We start from the raw sequence: 16,933 nt of genomic DNA, 5'->3' as shown, positions 1-16,933 counted from the left end.
CGCCTTTTTTCGTGATTTTGTGATTTCGTGGGGCTGGGCTAGGCTGGCAGATGCCAGCAAGGGAGCCTGCTATGACACGTAAAGAGTACACCGGTGAAGACATCACAGTCACATTCGATCTGAAGCGTTGCATCCACGCGCGCAATTGCTTCCTTCAACTGCCCGAGGTGTTTGATCCCTCGAAACGTCCGTGGGTGCAGCCCGACAATGCCAGTGCCGAGGAAGTGGCGGCGATGATCCGCACCTGCCCTTCCGGGGCTTTGGCATTTCGGCGTAGTGCCGGCGTCGAAGAGCGCCCGCCGAGAATCAATCGACTGGCTGTGTTGGAGAACGGACCACTGGTTCTGGCGGGCGATGTTTGCATCGAGGATGGCGGGCGTGAAACCCGCGTGGCGCTATGCCGGTGTGGATTGTCAAAAAACAAGCCCTATTGCGACTACAGCCATGTGGAAGGCGGGTTCGAGGCAACGGGCGAGCCTGCGCCAAAAACGCCACCCGAGACCGAAGAGGTTGGCGGACCTGCGGATGTCTCGCGCCGCGCCGACGGGCCGCTGGTGATCGACGGAAATGTCGAATTGTGTTCGGGCACCGGGCGGCGGATTGGCACTGTTGGCAAGGCATTCCTATGTCGATGCGGGCATTCAAAAAACAAGCCTTTCTGTGATGGCAGCCACAAGGCGGCCGGGTTCAAGGATCCGGTCGAACCGGCGCCATGACCTGGTTCAGCGACGAAACCCTGTCGTTTCTTCGCGACCTATCCCAGAACAACAACCGCGTCTGGTTTCAAGAGAACAAGCCGCGATACGAGGCGCACATAAAAGACGCTGCCGCACAGTTTGCGGACGCGATGGCCCAGAAGCTTGCCGCGAGTTATGCGACCGACGTGACCGCGCGCATTTTTCGGATGCATCGCGACCTGCGGTTTTCCAAGGACAAGACGCCCTACAACACGCATATCCATATCGGTTTTGCCGACGCGCAGGCCGGGGCCAGTTGGATGGTGGGGTTACAGACCGAACACCTTGTGGTGGGCTTCGGGATCTTTGCTTTCGACCGCGATGTTTTGGATCACTGGCGCGAGGCTGTGGCCGGGCCGCAGGGTGAGATCCTGCAAGTGCTGCACGCGCAAGCGACGTCAGACGGATTGCGGATTTCAGACCCCGAGCTGAAACGCGTCCCGATGGCGTGGAACGCGGACCATCCGCATGGCGATTTACTGCGGCACAAAGGGATCGTCTGGTGGAACGATCACGTCCAGCAGAGAGAGGTCATGGGACCGGACGGGCCAAGCATGATCGCGGATGAACTTCGCGCCATGGAGCCATTGCGCAACTGGATGACCCTTGCGCTGGATCCGTCGACTTAGGACTGAATGCCCAGCTTCTCGGACAGCGTAGCTAGGGTCGCGCGGGTCGACTCGTTCCAGTCCGCATTGCGCGACTTGAACAGGGTGGCTTGCGATTTGTGCACAGGCTTGCCCGCAAGGATCTTCAGGTGGTTCGCCCGCAACGTCTCGCCGGTCGAGGTGATGTCAGCGACGGCCTCGGCGGTTTCGTTCTTGACGGTGCCTTCGGTCGCGCCTTGGCTATCCACCAGCTGATAGTCTGCCACGCCGTGATCGCGCAGGTGGTCGCGGATCAGGCGGTGGAATTTGGTGGCGATGCGCAAGCGGAAGCCGTGCTGCGCGCGAAAGGCGGCAGCGGCGGCGTCCAGATCGTCCAACGTGTTCACATCGACCCAGCATTTCGGGACCGCGATGATTAGATCCGCATGGCCAAAGCCCATCAGGGCGAGCTCTGACACCTTGTCCTGCCAGCTACCAAGCTTTTCACGCACAAGGTCCGATCCGGTTACGCCCAGATGAATGCGACCCGCAGCAAGCTCGCGCGGGATTTCACCTGCGGACAGCAAGACCAGCTCGATTCCGTCGATCCCGTTGACCGCGGCCGCATATTCGCGGTCCGACCCGGTGCGGGCCAGTTCCACGCCACGGGCGCCGAACCAGTCAAAGGTCTTTTCCATCAGACGGCCCTTCGAGGGCACACCAATCTTCAGGGTCATTTTGCACCCCCTGCGGTCAGTTCCAACACGATCTCGGGGCGGATGACGCCGCCAACTGCGGGGATCTCATGCCCCTTGGCGCGGCCCAGTACACTGGTCAGCGCGTCATAGCGCCCGCCTGTGGCTACCGGAGGCAGATCGGGGCGGGTTTCGGCATAGAATCCAAAGACGAACCCGTCATAATATTCCATCGACGTGCGGCCATAGCTGCCTTCGAAATCCAGATTGTCCACGTCCACGCCACGCTTGGCCAAAGCCTCGGCCCGCGCTTCCAGACGGTCCACAGCATCCGCGATGGCGGGCATATCGACCGCGATGTCACGCAGATGCTCCAGCACGTTCACAGTGGTTTCACGTAGGGCCAGCAAGTCGTCCAACAGCTCGACTTCCTGCGTCGAGATCGGAGCAGCAGCGGCGTCTTCGCGCAGGGCCTCGATTCGGTCAGAGATTTCCACCGCCGAGCGCAGGCCGATCTGGGGGCCTGCATCCTGCATGGGATCGTCCTTGGCCAGCAGTGCCGCGCGCCCTTCCGGCAGCGGTGCGCGTCCGGCGAACCGGTCTAGCAGCGCGCGGAAACGGCGGGGGCGCCAGACGTGCCGCAGCAAAGCGGCCCTACGGCGGTCCGTGGTTTTCAACCCGCGCACAGCCGCCAGAAGCAGGCCCATATCGCCAGTGGCCGCGCGCAGCGACAGGGGCGAAAGTGCGTCTTGGATCAGGGCAAAGACCTCGGCATCTGCTTCGATGGGGGCGTCGCGGTCGAAGACCTCATAGCCGACTTGGAAGTATTCCGAGGCACGATGGGTGGATTCTTCCTGCGCGCGGAAGACCTCGCCCATATAGGTGTATCGGGCGGGTTCAGCACCATCGGACATGTGCATTTGCACGACCGGCACAGTGAAGTCGGGGCGCAGCATCGCCTCTCCCCGGATCGGGTCATGGGTCACGAAGGCGCGGCCCCGGATGTCTTCGCCATAGAGGTCCAGAAACGTGCCTGCGGGTTGCAGGATGTCGGCTTCAACGGCAACTGCACCTTTGGCTTCAAAAAACGCCATCAGGCGGGCGGCCTCAGACCGGATCTGTGCCTTGTCAGTCATCAGACGCCTCGATGATTTCGCGGACTTTGGCGACCATGTCAGCGCGGTCGCATTCAAACTGGCTGGGGCGTTCTTTCCATTCCTCAAGCGTGGCGCTTTCGGCGATCTTGGCGCCAAGCACCAGATCCTTGATCTGAACCTTGCCCGCGTCAAACTCGTCCGAGCCTGCAATCACCGCGACGGGCGAGTTGCGTTTGTCCGCGTATTTCAACTGGTTGCCGAAGTTCTTGGGGTTGCCCAGATAGACCTCGGCCCGAATGCCCGCTTGGCGCAGTTCAGTGACCATCGACTGGTAATCCGCTAGTCGCGATTTATCCATGACGGTGACGACGACTGGGCCAACGGCCTTGCCACCCATCCGGCCCTTGGCGCGGAGCGCGGCCAGCAGACGGTCAACACCGATCGAAATGCCCGTGGCTGGGACGGCCTGCCCGGTAAAGCGCTTGACCAGATCGTCATAGCGACCACCACCAGCGACCGAGCCGAATTGACGCGGACGGCCTTTTTCGTCTTGGATTTCGAAGGTCAGTTCGGCCTCGAAGACGGGGCCGGTGTAGTAGCCCAGACCACGCACGACGGACGGATCAATCTCGATCCGGTCGGGACCATAACCCTGAGCGGCCAGAAGGTCTGCAATCTGCTCCAGCTCGGCAATGCCTTCCGCACCAATGGCGCTTTCGCCCACGGCAGCGCGCAAGTTGGTCAGCGTTTCGTCGGCAGTGGCACCCTTAGAGGTCAGAAAGGCCAGCACCGGCTCGGCCTGTTCATCCGACAGACCCACGCCATCAATATACGCACCCGAGGCATCCAGACGCCCCTTGCCCAACAGCTCGCGCACGCCGGCTTCGCCGACCTTGTCGAACTTATCGATGGTGCGCAGAACCGCCTCACGTTCCGGGCCTTCGCCCACGCCCATGACTTCCAGCACGCCGTTCATGACCTTGCGGTTGTTCACCCGCACCAGATAGTCGCCGCGCGGAATACCAACGGTTTCCAGCGTATCGGCCAGCATGGCGCAGATCTCGGCATCTGCCGCCATCGAAGCGGTGCCCACGGTGTCTGCATCACATTGATAAAACTGACGGAACCGACCCGGACCGGGCTTTTCGTTGCGCCAAACGGGGCCCATCGCATAGCGACGATAGGGCGTCGGCAGATCGTTGCGGTGCTGCGCATAGACGCGGGCCAAGGGCGCGGTCAGGTCATAGCGCAGGGCCATCCAGTCGCCATTGTCCTTCTCGTCGAACTCTTGCCACGCGAAGACGCCTTCGTTCGGGCGATCCACGTCAGGCAGGAACTTACCCAGCGCCTCGACCGTTTCCACAGCCGAGCTTTCCAGCGCGTCAAAGCCATAGCGATGATACACCGCCGCAATCTGGTCGAGCATATGTTTACGCTCGTCCACTTCCGCTCCGAAATAGTCGCGAAATCCCTTGGGCGTGATTGCCTTGGGGCGGGGCTGTTTTTTCTGCTTGGCCATGTCTGGTCCCGGTTCACATTGGTGTCGCGGGCGGTCTAGCGGATGGGGGCCGTGGGGGCAAGGAAAGCCTGTGTTTCTTCTCAATTTACCGCCACGTGTGGATTTCGCTGGGCGCACGCGGCAAGGCACGCTATCACGCGGCCATGACCAATGATCGCATCACCCAATTGGAAGAAACCATCGCCCACCTGACCCGTCAGGTCGAGGAATTGAACGAGGTCGTCGCCCGTCAGGACACCGACCTGTCGAAAATCACCCATCGCGTGAAGATGCTGATGGAGCGTGAAGCCCAGCGCGAAAGTGCTGGCACCGGCGGTGTCATCCTTGGGGACGAACGTCCGCCGCACTATTGATTCCACGCCCGCATTGGACGCAAGACAACAAGAGCTCCGCTCATTTTCTTGCCATAAATATCCTGGGGTGAGGCCGTAGGCCGAGGGGCAAAGCCCCTAGACCTCCTCGACATCAATCACATCATTTAACGATTTCAGCGCGCCTTTGACCTGTGGGTTCAGCGGGAAGGATTGGCCAAGGGTCATCTCGACCTCGCCGGGCAGGCTGGGATCCATCAGGCAGACAGACACTTCGCCGGGGCGGGCATTGCGCGCCTTCGCCGCCGCATCCTGCAGTACGGATGCCACCTGCGCCAGCGCCGAGGCGTTTTCTAGGTAAAGCTTCAGCGCCATGCCCCCAACGTCCGACACAACATTGTCGATGGGCGATATCGAGCGGGCCAGAAGCTTTAGCTGATCGGCCTCCATCGTGGCTTCGACCGTCACCACCACATTCGAACCGGTTTCCAGATGGTCGCGGCATTTCTCTAAGACGTCCGAGAAGATCGTGACCTCGTACTGCCCCGTCGGATCAGTAAGCTGGGCAAATGCAAATCGGTTGCCGCGCGCGGATTTGCGTTCCTGACGGCCCGCGACAGTACCGGCGAGCTTGGCAATCGATGCACCGCGTTCGGCTTTCTTTTCAAGCTCTTGTAGGGACAGAACCTGCTTGCGTTTCAACGCGGCCATATAGTCGTCCAACGGGTGGCCGGATAGGTAAAACCCAATCGCTTTCTGCTCTTCAGCCAGACGTTCGCTGGGCAACCAGTCCCCCGAGGGCGACAGGCGCGGTTCGGGCAGATCGTCGCCTGCCTCGCCGAAGAGAGACACTTGGTTCGAGGCGCGTTGTTCGTGGATCGCCGCCGAGTAGCTGACCAGCCCGTCGAGGCTGTCGAAGATACGGCGGCGGTTCTTATCCAGCTGATCGAAGGCACCCGCACGGGCCAGCATCTCCATTGGGCGTTTGCCGACGCGCTTCAGATCAACGCGGCGGGCAACGTCAAACAGCGTGGCGAAGGGCTTGTCGACGCCGTCCACTTTGCGCCCCTCGACCACCAGCTTCATCGCCTCGACACCGACGTTTTTCAGCGCGCCCAGACCGTAGACCACCTTGCCGTCCTTCACGCTGAACGTTTCCAGCGAGCGGTTCACGCAGGGGGGCACGATCTCGATATCCATGCCACGACGGATTTCATTGGCGTAGACAGACAGCTTGTCGGTCAGGTGGATATCGCAGTTCATCACGCCGGCCATGAACTCGACCGGGTGGTTCGCTTTCAGCCATGCGGTTTGATAGCTGACCACGGCATAGGCGGCTGCGTGGGATTTGTTGAAGCCGTAGTTGGCGAATTTTTCCAGAAGGTCGAAGACTTCCGAGGCTTTCTTGGCGGGCACACCATTTTCCGCAGCACCCTTTTCGAACTTCGGACGTTCGGCGTCCATCGCCTCTTTGATTTTCTTACCCATCGCACGGCGCAGCAAATCCGCGCCGCCAAGCGAATAGCCCGCCATGACCTGAGCGATCTGCATAACCTGTTCCTGATAAACGATAATACCCTGAGTTTCCTCAAGAATATGGTCGATCAAGGGGTGAACGGACTCGATCTCTTTCAGGCCGTTTTTGACCTCGCAATAGGTCGGGATGTTCTCCATCGGGCCGGGACGGTACAGCGCCACCAGCGCCACGATATCCTCGATACAGGTGGGTTTCATGCGCCGCAGCGCGTCCATCATGCCCGTACTTTCCACCTGGAACACAGCGACCGTTTTCGCAGCGGCGTAGAGTTTATAGGTGGCTTCGTCATCCAGCGGGATAGCGTTGATTTCGTTGGTCGCGCCCTCGGGCGGATCATAAAGCGTGTTGCCCCCCGGCCCAACATGCAGATCACGCCCCTGCCCCCGGATCAGGTCCACGGCGTTCTGAATGACGGTCAAGGTTTTCAGACCCAGAAAGTCGAACTTCACCAGCCCGGCCTGTTCCACCCATTTCATGTTGAACTGGGTTGCGGGCATGTCGGAACGCGGATCTTGGTAAAGCGGCACAAGCGCGTCCAGTGGCCGGTCGCCAATCACAACGCCCGCCGCGTGAGTCGAGGCGTTCCGCAGCAGACCTTCGATCTGTTGGCCATAGGTCAGAAGGCGGTCCACGACCTCTTCCGCGCGGGCTTCTTCGCGCAGACGTGGTTCATCGGCCAAGGCTTTCTCGATTGAAACGGGCTTCACGCCCTCGACCGGGATCATCTTCGACAGGCGATCCACCTGCCCATAGGGCATCTGCAGCACCCGGCCCACGTCACGCACGGCGGCTTTCGACAGAAGCGCACCGAAGGTGATGATCTGCCCTACCTTATCGCGGCCGTACTTTTCCTGAACGTAGCGAATGACTTCCTCGCGCCGATCCATGCAGAAGTCGATGTCGAAGTCCGGCATCGAGACACGTTCGGGATTCAGGAAGCGTTCGAACAGCAGTGAATAGCGCAGGGGATCAAGGTCGGTGATGGTCAGCGCATAGGCCACCAGACTGCCCGCACCCGAGCCACGGCCCGGCCCAACCGGGATGCCCTGATCCTTACCCCACTTGATAAAGTCCGCAACGATCAGAAAGTAGCCGGGGAAGCCCATGCCCTCGATGATATCGAGCTCAAAATCAAGACGTTTCTGGTACTCTTCGACGCTGACCGCATGGGGAATCACGGCCAGACGTGCTTGCAGGCCCTCGTTTGCCTGACGACGCAGTTCAACGACCTCGTCATCGGCGAATTTCGGCAAGATCGGGTCGCGACGATAGGCCATGAAGGCGCAGCGCTTGGCGATTTCCACTGTGTTCTCGATCGCCTCGGGCAGATCGGCAAACAGCGTGATCATTTCTTCGGGCGACTTGAAATAGTGCTGAGGGGTCAGGCGACGGCGGCCGTCCTGCTGGTCGACATAGGCGCCTTCTTTGATGCAGATCAGCGCATCATGGGCCTCATAAAGCTTCTGGGCCGGGAAATAGACGTCATTGGTCGCGACCAGCGGAATGCCCATCGCATAGGCCATTTCGACAAAGCCACGTTCCGTCAAACGCTCGGGTTCTGTGGGCTGCCCACCCTCGCCCGGATGGCGCTGAAGCTCGATATACAGGCGGTCCCCATAGGTGCTGTGCAAGCGGCGAATCAGAGATTCGGCCTTGTCACGCTGGCCGTTCTGAAGAAGCTTCCCGACCGGACCTTCCGCCCCGCCTGTCAGGCAAATCACGCCTGCTGCATTGGCCTCCAGATCCTCCAACGTGACCTGTGGCAGCGCGCCGCTCTTGTCCACGTAGAGGCACGTGTTCAGACGCATCAGACCCTCATAGCCCTCTTCCGTCTGGGCCAAAAGAACCACTGCAGCGGGGGCTTTCGGCGCCTCACCCGGCGCGGCTGGATCAAAGCAGACATCCACCTGACAGCCGATGATCGGCTGCACGCCTTCACCTGCAGCCGTCACCGAAAACTCCAATGCGGCAAACATGTTATTGGTGTCCGTCATGGCGACGGCGGGCATATCATGGGCCGCGCACAGACCGGGCAATTTCTTGACCGGAACCGCCCCTTCCAGAAGTGAATACTGGGTGTGGGTGCGAAGGTGGATGAATCGGGGTTGGCTGCTCATCCGGGCAGGTTAAACCAGCGCCCGATCATACGAAAGGGCACCAGGCACCCGTCGACAAGATTTTACCACGGGGCTTGACCGATCACTCTTTCCCGGCTTTCCTGTAGGCATAAAAACATACACCCGCGCGTTTTCTACGCCGCATCGAGGACGCGAATACCGGGGCCACCAACAGGGTAAGGCGGCAGGACTTAAAAATGAACATCACCTTTCTTCTGAACGGAGAGAGCGTGACCCTGCGCGATGTTGACCCCACGCAATCCACGCTGAATTGGCTACGCGACACGCGTGGTCTGACAGGTACGAAAGAAGGCTGCAACGAAGGCGATTGCGGGGCCTGTACGGTTATGCTGCGCGATACCGATGGGACGCGAGCGGTAAATGCCTGCATCCTGTTTCTGGGGCAGTTGGACGGAAAATCCCTGACCACGGTCGAGGCCTTGGCGGACGGCGATGCCCTGCATCCCGTGCAAGAGGCATTGGTTGAAGAACACGGGTCGCAATGCGGGTTCTGCACACCGGGAATCGCCGTGTCCTTGGCCACGGCGCATCTGAACGGGGACCGGGCGCATGATGATGTGCTGGCCGGGAACCTGTGCCGTTGCACGGGCTACGCGCCCATTGTGCGCGCGGCTGAACGTGCCGCCGAGGCACCCGTGCCTGAAGGGTTCGCTGCGGCTCCTGCCCTGCCTGACACCGACGACACCCCGATGCGCCCCAAGACGGCGGACACCTTGGCGCTGGCTCTGATGGAGCATCCCCACGCCACGCTGGTGGCCGGGGCCACCGATGTGGGCCTTTGGTCGACCAAAGCCTTACGCGACATTCGTCCAGCGATCTTCCTGAATGGCGTCGCGGACCTGAAGCAGGTCGACATCACCGACACCCATATCCATATCGGCGCGGGCGTCAGCATCGAGGCGTTGCGTCATCTGATGCTCGACCACCATCCGCATCTCGCTGAAATGTTGCGCCGGTTCGCGTCAACTCAAGTTAGGAATGTGGCGACGATTGGCGGCAACATTGCCAACGGCTCGCCCATCGGGGACGGGCCACCGCCGCTGATTGCTCTGGACGCGGTGCTACATCTACGGCGTGGCGCCGTCCGGCGGCAGGTCGCGCTGGAAGACTTCTTCATCGACTACGGCAAACAAGACCGCCAACCGGGCGAGTTTGTCGAGGCGATCTCGGTCCCGCGCGGGCCGGACCATCTGCGGGTCTACAAGCTGTCGAAACGGTTCGATCAGGACATTTCAGCCGTGCTAGGCGCATTCAACATTGCGGTTGAGGATGGCAAAGTCATCTCGGCACGGATCGCCTTTGGTGGCATGGCCGGCACGCCGAAGCGCGCGCGCCATGTTGAAGACGCTCTGATCGGGCAACCGTGGGAACTGGCGACCGTTGAGGTCGCCGCGCAGTCTTTTGCCAAGGACTATACGCCCATGACCGACATGCGCGCCTCTGCCGATTATCGGTTGCGCACGTGCCAGAACATGCTGATCCGCTGTTACCATGAGGGAACAGGTGCCAAGACATCGGTGCTGGAGGTGACGTCATGAGCGCCGGAGCCCCCCTGCCCCATGACGCCGCCGCCCTGCATGTGACAGGCGCCGCGCGCTATGTGGATGATATCCCGATGCCTGCGAACTGCCTGCATCTGGCATTCGGGCTAAGCGCCGTGGCGCGCGGGGTCATCACCCATGCAGACCTGACGAAAGTGCGCGAAGCCGACGGCGTCGTCGCGGTTCTGACCGCCGCGGATCTGTCGTTTGAGAATGACGTTTCTCCGTCCATCCATGACGAACCATTGCTGGCGCAAGGCGAGGTGTTCTATCACGGCCAACCGATCTTTCTGGTCGTCGCCACCAGCCATCTGGCCGCACGCAAGGCGGCGCGGTTGGGGCAGATCACCATCGCCCCGCGCCCGGCCATCCTGACAATTGACGACGCGCTGGCCGCCGACAGCCGGTTCGAAAAAGGTCCCGTTGTATGGTCCCGCGGCGACGCGACCACGGTGATGAACTCCGCCCCCCACATCATCGAAGGTAGCTTTGAGATGGGCGGACAAGAGCACTTCTATCTGGAAGGCCAAGCCGCGCTGGCGATCCCGCAGGATGACGGCGACATGCTGGTCCACAGCTCGACCCAACACCCCACGGAAATCCAGCACAAGGTGGCGCACGCGATCGGCGTTCCCATGCACGCCGTGCGGGTCGAGACACGCCGGATGGGGGGGGGATTTGGTGGCAAGGAGAGCCAAGGCAACGCACTCGCCGTGGCCTGTGCGATTGCCGCGCGCCAAACCGGGCGGCCCTGCAAGATGCGCTATGACCGGGACGACGACATGGTCATCACCGGCAAGCGGCACGACTTCCGCATCACCTACCGTGCAGGCGTGGATGATGCCGGACGGCTGATCGCGCTGGACGTCACCCAGCTGGCACGCTGCGGCTGGGCACAGGATCTGTCGCTACCCGTCGCGGATCGCGCCATGTTGCACGCAGACAATGCCTATTTCCTGCCGGATGTGCGGATTGAAAGCCACCGGCTGAAAACCCACACGGCCTCTGCCACCGCGTTTCGGGGGTTTGGCGGGCCGCAGGGCGTGTTCGGGATCGAGCGGATCATGGACCACATCGCCCGCGCCCGCGGGCTGGACCCGATGGACGTGCGGCGGGTGAATTATTACCGCGACGGACAGACCACCCATTACGGGCAAGAGATCCAAGGCTTCCATATCCCCGCCATGACGGATGCGCTGTTGGAACGTGCGGAGTATGCTCAGAGGCGCAAAGACATTGCGGCCTTCAACGCAGAAAACCCGTTGCTGAAGAAAGGCTTGGCCTTCTCGCCGGTGAAGTTCGGGATCAGCTTTACGCTGACCCACCTGAACCAAGCGGGTGCGCTGGTGCATGTATATCAGGACGGCTCGATCCAGATGAACCACGGCGGGACCGAGATGGGGCAAGGCCTGTTCCAGAAGGTGGCCCAAGTGGCCGCGCGCAGCTTTGGCGTGCCGATGGAGCTGGTGAAAATCACCGCGACGGACACAGCGAAAGTGCCCAATACCTCGGCCACGGCAGCATCCTCCGGGTCGGATTTGAACGGTATGGCAGTGCAAAAGGCCTGCCTGACGATCCGCACGCGCATGGCCGAGCATCTGGCGCAGATCTGGCAATGCACGCCTGCCGAGATCACCTTTGCGGTTGGGCAAGTGCATGGCCCGGCGCAGAGCGTCTCGTTCCAAGAGGCTGCGCAGATGTCCTATGAGGCACGGGTCAGCCTGTCGGCCACCGGGTTCTATAAAACACCCGAGATCACGTGGGATCGGGTTAAGGGACAAGGGCGGCCTTTCTTCTATTTCGCGCATGGCGTGGCCCTGACCGAGGTCGTGATCGACACGCTGACCGGCGAAAACCGCGTGTTGCGGGCCGATGTTCTGCACGACGCGGGCACCAGCCTGAACCCCGCGTTGGACATCGGGCAGGTCGAGGGCGGCTACGTGCAGGGCGTCGGCTGGCTGACGACCGAAGAACTGGTCTGGGACGACAAAGGCGTTCTGCGCACCCATGCGCCGTCGACCTACAAGATCCCGGCCTGTTCCGACCGGCCGCGCGTGTTCAACGTCGACCTATGGGACCAGCCCAACCATGAAGACACGATTTTCCGGTCCAAGGCTGTGGGCGAGCCGCCCTTTATGCTGGGGATTTCCGCGTGGCTGGCGCTGGCGGATGCCGTCGCGGCCTGCGGCGACGGGTTCCACGACATGAACGCGCCCGCAACAGCGGAAGAGGTTCTGTCCGCCGTGGAAAGGGTCCGCGATGGCGATTGATCTGCCCGAACTGGACCGCACCATTCAAGCGCATGGCCCTGTGGCCCGCGTGGTGGTGGCTGATACCGCCGGTTCAACCCCACGCGAGGTTGGGGCGGCGATGCTGGTTTGGGCGGACGGGCAATCCGGCACAATCGGCGGCGGAGAACTGGAATATCGCGCCGCGTGTGACGGACGCACGCAGCTTCAGCAGGGACAGACGACTCGCATGGTCCGCCTGCCTCTTGGCCCGGCATTGGGACAATGCTGCGGTGGCGCCGTAACGCTTCTGACCGAGATCTACCGCGCCGAGGATGTTGAACATCTGTCAGGCGCCCCCATTCACGCGCGTTCAGCCACGGGGGAAGTGGATGCGCCTCTCGCCGCTAGCCGCATCATTGCAAAGGCCCGCAATCAGGGCGTGACCCCCGAACCCACGCTCACGCAAGGCTGGATGATCGAACCTGTCGCTCGCCCGCAGACCCCGATCTGGATTTATGGCGCAGGCCATGTGGGACGTGCGCTGGTCCAAACTCTCGCGCCGCTCCCGGATCTGGCGATCACGTGGGTCGATGTGGACCTGACGCGCTTTCCGGACCAAGTGCCCGACGGCGTCACTTGCCTGCCCGCGCCCGATCCGGCCAAAGCCGTTGCGCTGGCGCCTGCTGACGCCCATCACCTTGTGCTGACCTTCAGCCACGTGATGGACCTTGAGATCTGTCACGCGATTCTTTCGCATAGGTTTGCCAGCGCCGGACTGATCGGCTCGGCCACTAAATGGGCGCGTTTCAGAACACGACTGACCGCTTTGGGGCATGGCTGCTCAGAAATTGATCAAATCAACTGCCCAATTGGTGATCCCAGCCTGGGAAAACACCCGCAGGCCATTGCTCTGGGGGTTGGGACCGCGCTACTTAAGAGCGTCGCATATAACAATAATCTCGACAGGGGAGTGTTAACCAAGTGACAGGGGACATGCGTCAAGGTGATGCGCTGATGACACTGGAGGGGCTGACGAAAGCCTATCCCGGCGTTGTGGCCAATGATCAGGTTTCGTTTTCGCTGCTACCCGGCGAAGTACACGCCCTTTTGGGAGAGAACGGCGCAGGGAAATCCACGCTGGTAAAGATGATCTACGGGCTGGTGAAACCAGACGCGGGTCAGATGACCCTGAACGGTACAGATTTCACTCCCGTGAACCCCGCTGCAGCCCGCGCTGCCGGTGTTGCGATGGTGTTCCAGCATTTCAGCCTGTTTGACGCGCTGTCAGTGGCCGAAAACATCGCACTTGGCATGGACAACCCGCCCAACACCCGCGAACTGGCCGGCCGCATTCGCGAAGTCAGCCAAGCGTACGGCCTGCCCTTGGACCCTGACCGGATCGTTGGCGACCTGTCCGCAGGCGAACGCCAACGGGTCGAGATCATTCGCTGCCTGCTTCAGAACCCGAAGCTTTTGATCATGGACGAACCGACCAGCGTTCTGACCCCGCAAGAGGTTGAGATCCTGTTCAAAACCCTTCGGAAACTGACCTCCGAGGGGACCTCGATCCTGTATATCTCGCACAAGCTGGAAGAAATTCGTGCGCTGTGTGAACACGCGACGATCCTGCGACTTGGCGTTGTGGTCGACACTTGCGACCCGCGTGAGAAATCCGCGCGGGAGCTGGCCGAACTGATGGTCGGCGACACGCTGCATGTGCCGTCGCGCGATCCGGCCGAGCCCGGCGAGGTGGCATTATCGCTATCAGGCGTCTCGATGCCATCGCCCAGTGAATTTGGGACCGATCTGCGGAACGTCTCGCTTGAAGTACGCAAGGGCGAAGTCTTGGGCATCGGTGGCGTTGCGGGCAACGGGCAGGACGAATTGTTGGCGGTCATATCGGGCGAGGCGCGGGCGCGCGAAGGCTCGATCACCTTGGCCGGGGATGAGATCAACATACTGTCCCCCAGTGCTCGGCGCGCCCGTGGATTGCTCACCGCGCCAGAAGAACGTCTGGGCCACTCGGCAGCCCCCGAGATGAGCCTGACAGAAAACGCCCTGCTGACCGGATCAGTACGCGAAAAGCTGGTAGATCGCGGGTTCCTGCGCTGGAACAAGACCGAGAAATTCGCCCGCCGCATCATCGAGGCGTTCGACGTGCGCACCCCCGGCCCGGACAACGCCGCCGGATCGCTGTCGGGCGGCAATCTGCAGAAATTCGTCATTGGCCGCGAGGTGTTACAAAACCCCGACGTCTTGGTGGTGAACCAGCCCACATGGGGCGTGGATGCCGCAGCAGCCGCGTCTATCCGGCAATCGCTACTGGATCTGGCCCACAAGGGCGCGGCAGTCATCGTGATCTCTCAGGATTTGGACGAGTTGATGGAAATTTCGGACCGCTTCACGGCGCTGAACGAAGGCCGCTTGGCCCGTCCGGTGTCAACGCAAGGGCTGAGTGTTGAAGAGATTGGCCTGATGATGGGTGGCGCAGAAAGTGACGAGGTGGCCGCATGATCCGTTTGGAAAAACGACCCCAGCCGTCCAAGTTCTGGGGTGCTCTCACGCCGGTTCTGGCCGTGATCGCCACCATGATCGCGGGCGGTATCCTGTTCTGGATGCTGGGAAAAGATCCGCTTGAGGCTATTCGCACGATCTTTTGGGACCCGCTGTTTCACGAGACATTCGGACCCTATTCGCGCCCTCAGTTGATGGTGAAAGCCGGTCCTCTGATCCTGATCGCCATCGGCCTGTCCTTGGGCTTTCGTGCGGGGATCTGGAACATCGGGGCCGAGGGGCAGTACATCATGGGTGCCGTTTGTGGTGCCGCTGTCGGTCTGGCCTTTTATCCCTCTGAAAGCATGCTGATCTTCCCGGCGATGGTGCTGGCGGGTGCGATTGGGGGCTGGGCATGGGCGATGATCCCCGGCGTCTTGAAGGTGAAATTTGGGACCAACGAAATTCTGGTCAGCCTGATGCTGGTCTATGTCGCCGAGAACATTCTGGCCTCGGTCAGTCAGGGGCTTTTGAAAAATCCCGACGGCATGGGCTTCCCCGGTTCGCGTAACTTCCGCGACTTCCCGGCCGCCCATAACACCGACCTCATCGCAGGTACGGGCATGCATTGGGGCGTGGCCGCGGCCTTCATCGCCGTCATTCTGGCCTATATCCTGCTGACCCGTCACATGCTGGGCTTTCAGGTCCGCCTAACGGGCGAGGCACCGCGCGCCGCGAAATTTGCGGGTGTGAACCCAACGCGGCTGATCCTGTTCTGCCTTGGCACCTCGGGCGCGCTGGCGGGGCTTGCGGGATTGTTCGAGGTCTCGGGCCCCTCGGGTCAGGTCTCGATCGACTTTAACGCGGGCTATGGCTTCACCGCGATCATCGTGGCCTTCCTTGGTCGCCTGCACCCGATCGGAATTCTGCTGGCGGGGCTCTTGATGGCCCTGACCTATATTGGCGGAGAACTGGCACAATTGATGCTGGGTCTGCCGGGTGCCGCAATCCAGATGTTCCAAGGGATGCTGATGTTCTTCCTACTGGCGATGGACATGCTGTCTCATTACCGCGTGCGGTGGAAAACGCCGGTAGCTGCGCAAGAAGGAGCGAAATGATGGATCTTGGACAAATCAACCCGCTTCTGCTTCTGGCCTCGCTCATGGTGGCGGCCACCCCCATCCTTCTGGCAGCAATCGGCGAAGCCGTGGTCGAGAAATCGGGCGTGCTGAATCTGGGCGTAGAAGGCATGATGATCACCGGCGCGGTGGTTGGCTTTGCGATTGGTGTGACCACCGGCGCGCCGTCGATCGGCTTTGTCGCCGCGGCTGTCGCGGGCGCCGCGCTGTCGATGCTGTTCGGCGTGCTCGTGCTGTATCTGAAATCAAACCAAGTGGCGACGGGTCTGGGCCTGACCCTGTTCGGGCTCGGGCTGTCCGCCCTGATCGGCAAGCCTTACGAGGGCATCAAAGCCCCCACGATGGCCAAGTGGGAAATCCCGCTACTGTCCGACATTCCCGTGCTGGGCCCGATCATGTTCCGCCACGATCCAATGGTCTATGTCAGCCTGATCATCGTCGCACTGACATGGTACGTACTGACACGCACCCGGGCGGGCCTGATCCTGCGTGGCGTCGGTGAAAACCACAACGCCGCCCACGCGCTTGGCTACAAAGTTATCCGCGTGCGATTGATGGCGATTGCCTTTGGCGGTGCCTGTGCGGGGATGGGTGGGGCCTATATCAGCCTTGTCCGCGTGCCCCAGTGGGTTGAGGGCATGACCGCAGGCGCGGGCTGGATCGCGCTGGCCATCGTGGTCTTCGCCAGCTGGCGTCCGTGGCGTGTGCTTCTGGGTGCATACCTCTTCGGCGGGATCTCGGTCCTGCAGCTGAACCTTCAGGCCGCCGGTGTCCCGATCCCGGTCGAGATCCTGGCCATGAGCCCCTATCTGATCACCATCCTTGTGCTGGTCGTGATTTCGCTGCGCGGCAATCACGGGGCGCCCGGATCTCTGGGGCGTGAATTCCACGCAACCCACTAACCCACA

General features: G+C 61.4%; 13 protein-coding genes. 9 read left to right on the top strand and 4 right to left on the bottom strand.

The annotated features are described in order from the left end of the window. The first annotated feature begins 71 nt into the window (after positions 1-71). Together MWU53_RS00140 and MWU53_RS00135 are read left to right on the top strand one after the other, a co-directional pair. Positions 72-716: a CDGSH iron-sulfur domain-containing protein gene (locus MWU53_RS00140; protein ID WP_247089051.1), complete on the top strand. Its 645-nt coding sequence runs from the start codon at positions 72-74 to the stop codon at positions 714-716. Further along, positions 713-1,366, top strand: coding sequence for a TIGR02453 family protein (locus MWU53_RS00135; RefSeq protein WP_247089049.1), 654 nt, complete (start codon positions 713-715; stop codon positions 1,364-1,366). Before MWU53_RS00140 ends, MWU53_RS00135 begins: the two co-directional genes overlap by 4 nt. Here MWU53_RS00135 and hisG read toward each other — a convergent pair. From hisG to hisS, 3 genes are read right to left on the bottom strand one after another with little or no spacing between them, the layout of a single operon-like run. Beyond that, positions 1,363-2,061 carry an ATP phosphoribosyltransferase gene (gene hisG, locus MWU53_RS00130; protein ID WP_247089046.1) on the bottom strand — a complete coding sequence of 233 codons (699 nt, stop codon included), beginning with the start codon at positions 2,059-2,061 and terminating at the stop codon, positions 1,363-1,365. The two genes, MWU53_RS00135 and hisG, sit on opposite strands and share 4 nt — an antisense overlap. Then, positions 2,058-3,155 carry an ATP phosphoribosyltransferase regulatory subunit gene (locus tag MWU53_RS00125; protein ID WP_247089043.1) on the bottom strand — a complete coding sequence of 366 codons (1,098 nt, stop codon included), beginning with the start codon at positions 3,153-3,155 and terminating at the stop codon, positions 2,058-2,060. The genes hisG and MWU53_RS00125 overlap by 4 nt, the downstream gene beginning before the upstream one ends. Continuing rightward, positions 3,148-4,635: a histidine--tRNA ligase gene (hisS, locus tag MWU53_RS00120; RefSeq protein ID WP_247089041.1), complete on the bottom strand. Its 1,488-nt coding sequence runs from the start codon at positions 4,633-4,635 to the stop codon at positions 3,148-3,150. Before hisS ends, MWU53_RS00125 begins: the two co-directional genes overlap by 8 nt. Positions 4,636-4,793: 158 nt before the next feature. On the opposite strand from hisS, the gene MWU53_RS00115 reads away from it, so the two are divergent. Next, positions 4,794-4,988, top strand: a complete 195-nt coding sequence (locus MWU53_RS00115) for a SlyX family protein (protein WP_247090482.1) — start codon at positions 4,794-4,796, stop codon at positions 4,986-4,988. A 96-nt stretch (positions 4,989-5,084) separates the two neighbouring features. On the opposite strand, the gene dnaE is transcribed toward MWU53_RS00115, so the two are convergent. Then, complete coding sequence (gene dnaE / locus MWU53_RS00110) at positions 5,085-8,600, bottom strand: DNA polymerase III subunit alpha (protein WP_247089039.1); 3,516 nt, start codon at positions 8,598-8,600, stop codon at positions 5,085-5,087. Positions 8,601-8,797: 197 nt separating this feature from the next. Between dnaE and xdhA the strand changes: the two genes are divergently transcribed. Genes xdhA through MWU53_RS00080 form a run of 6 tightly spaced genes read left to right on the top strand, consistent with a single transcriptional unit; the run spans position 8,798 to position 16,927 of the window. Beyond that, positions 8,798-10,159: a xanthine dehydrogenase small subunit gene (gene xdhA, locus MWU53_RS00105; protein WP_247089037.1), complete on the top strand. Its 1,362-nt coding sequence runs from the start codon at positions 8,798-8,800 to the stop codon at positions 10,157-10,159. Then, a complete protein-coding gene (xdhB, locus tag MWU53_RS00100) occupies positions 10,156-12,432 on the top strand; it encodes a xanthine dehydrogenase molybdopterin binding subunit (RefSeq protein WP_247089035.1) in 2,277 nt (758 codons plus the stop codon). The genes xdhA and xdhB overlap by 4 nt, the downstream gene beginning before the upstream one ends. After that, positions 12,422-13,378: a xanthine dehydrogenase accessory protein XdhC gene (xdhC, locus tag MWU53_RS00095; RefSeq protein WP_247089033.1), complete on the top strand. Its 957-nt coding sequence runs from the start codon at positions 12,422-12,424 to the stop codon at positions 13,376-13,378. The genes xdhB and xdhC overlap by 11 nt, the downstream gene beginning before the upstream one ends. An 8-nt stretch (positions 13,379-13,386) precedes the next feature. Continuing rightward, a complete protein-coding gene (locus MWU53_RS00090) occupies positions 13,387-14,907 on the top strand; it encodes an ABC transporter ATP-binding protein (RefSeq protein ID WP_247089031.1) in 1,521 nt (506 codons plus the stop codon). Continuing rightward, positions 14,904-16,004 carry an ABC transporter permease gene (locus MWU53_RS00085; protein ID WP_247089027.1) on the top strand — a complete coding sequence of 367 codons (1,101 nt, stop codon included), beginning with the start codon at positions 14,904-14,906 and terminating at the stop codon, positions 16,002-16,004. Before MWU53_RS00090 ends, MWU53_RS00085 begins: the two co-directional genes overlap by 4 nt. Further along, on the top strand, positions 16,004-16,927 hold the full coding sequence (locus tag MWU53_RS00080; protein ID WP_247089025.1) for an ABC transporter permease: 924 nt from the start codon (positions 16,004-16,006) through the stop codon (positions 16,925-16,927). The genes MWU53_RS00085 and MWU53_RS00080 overlap by 1 nt, the downstream gene beginning before the upstream one ends. Positions 16,928-16,933 lie beyond the last annotated feature (6 nt).

It is taken from the genome of Aliiroseovarius sp. S1123 (genome assembly GCF_023015885.1).
GTDB lineage: Bacteria > Pseudomonadota > Alphaproteobacteria > Rhodobacterales > Rhodobacteraceae > Aliiroseovarius.
Note: the sequence above shows the minus strand (reverse complement) of the source record. Positions and strands in the feature narration are given on the sequence as shown.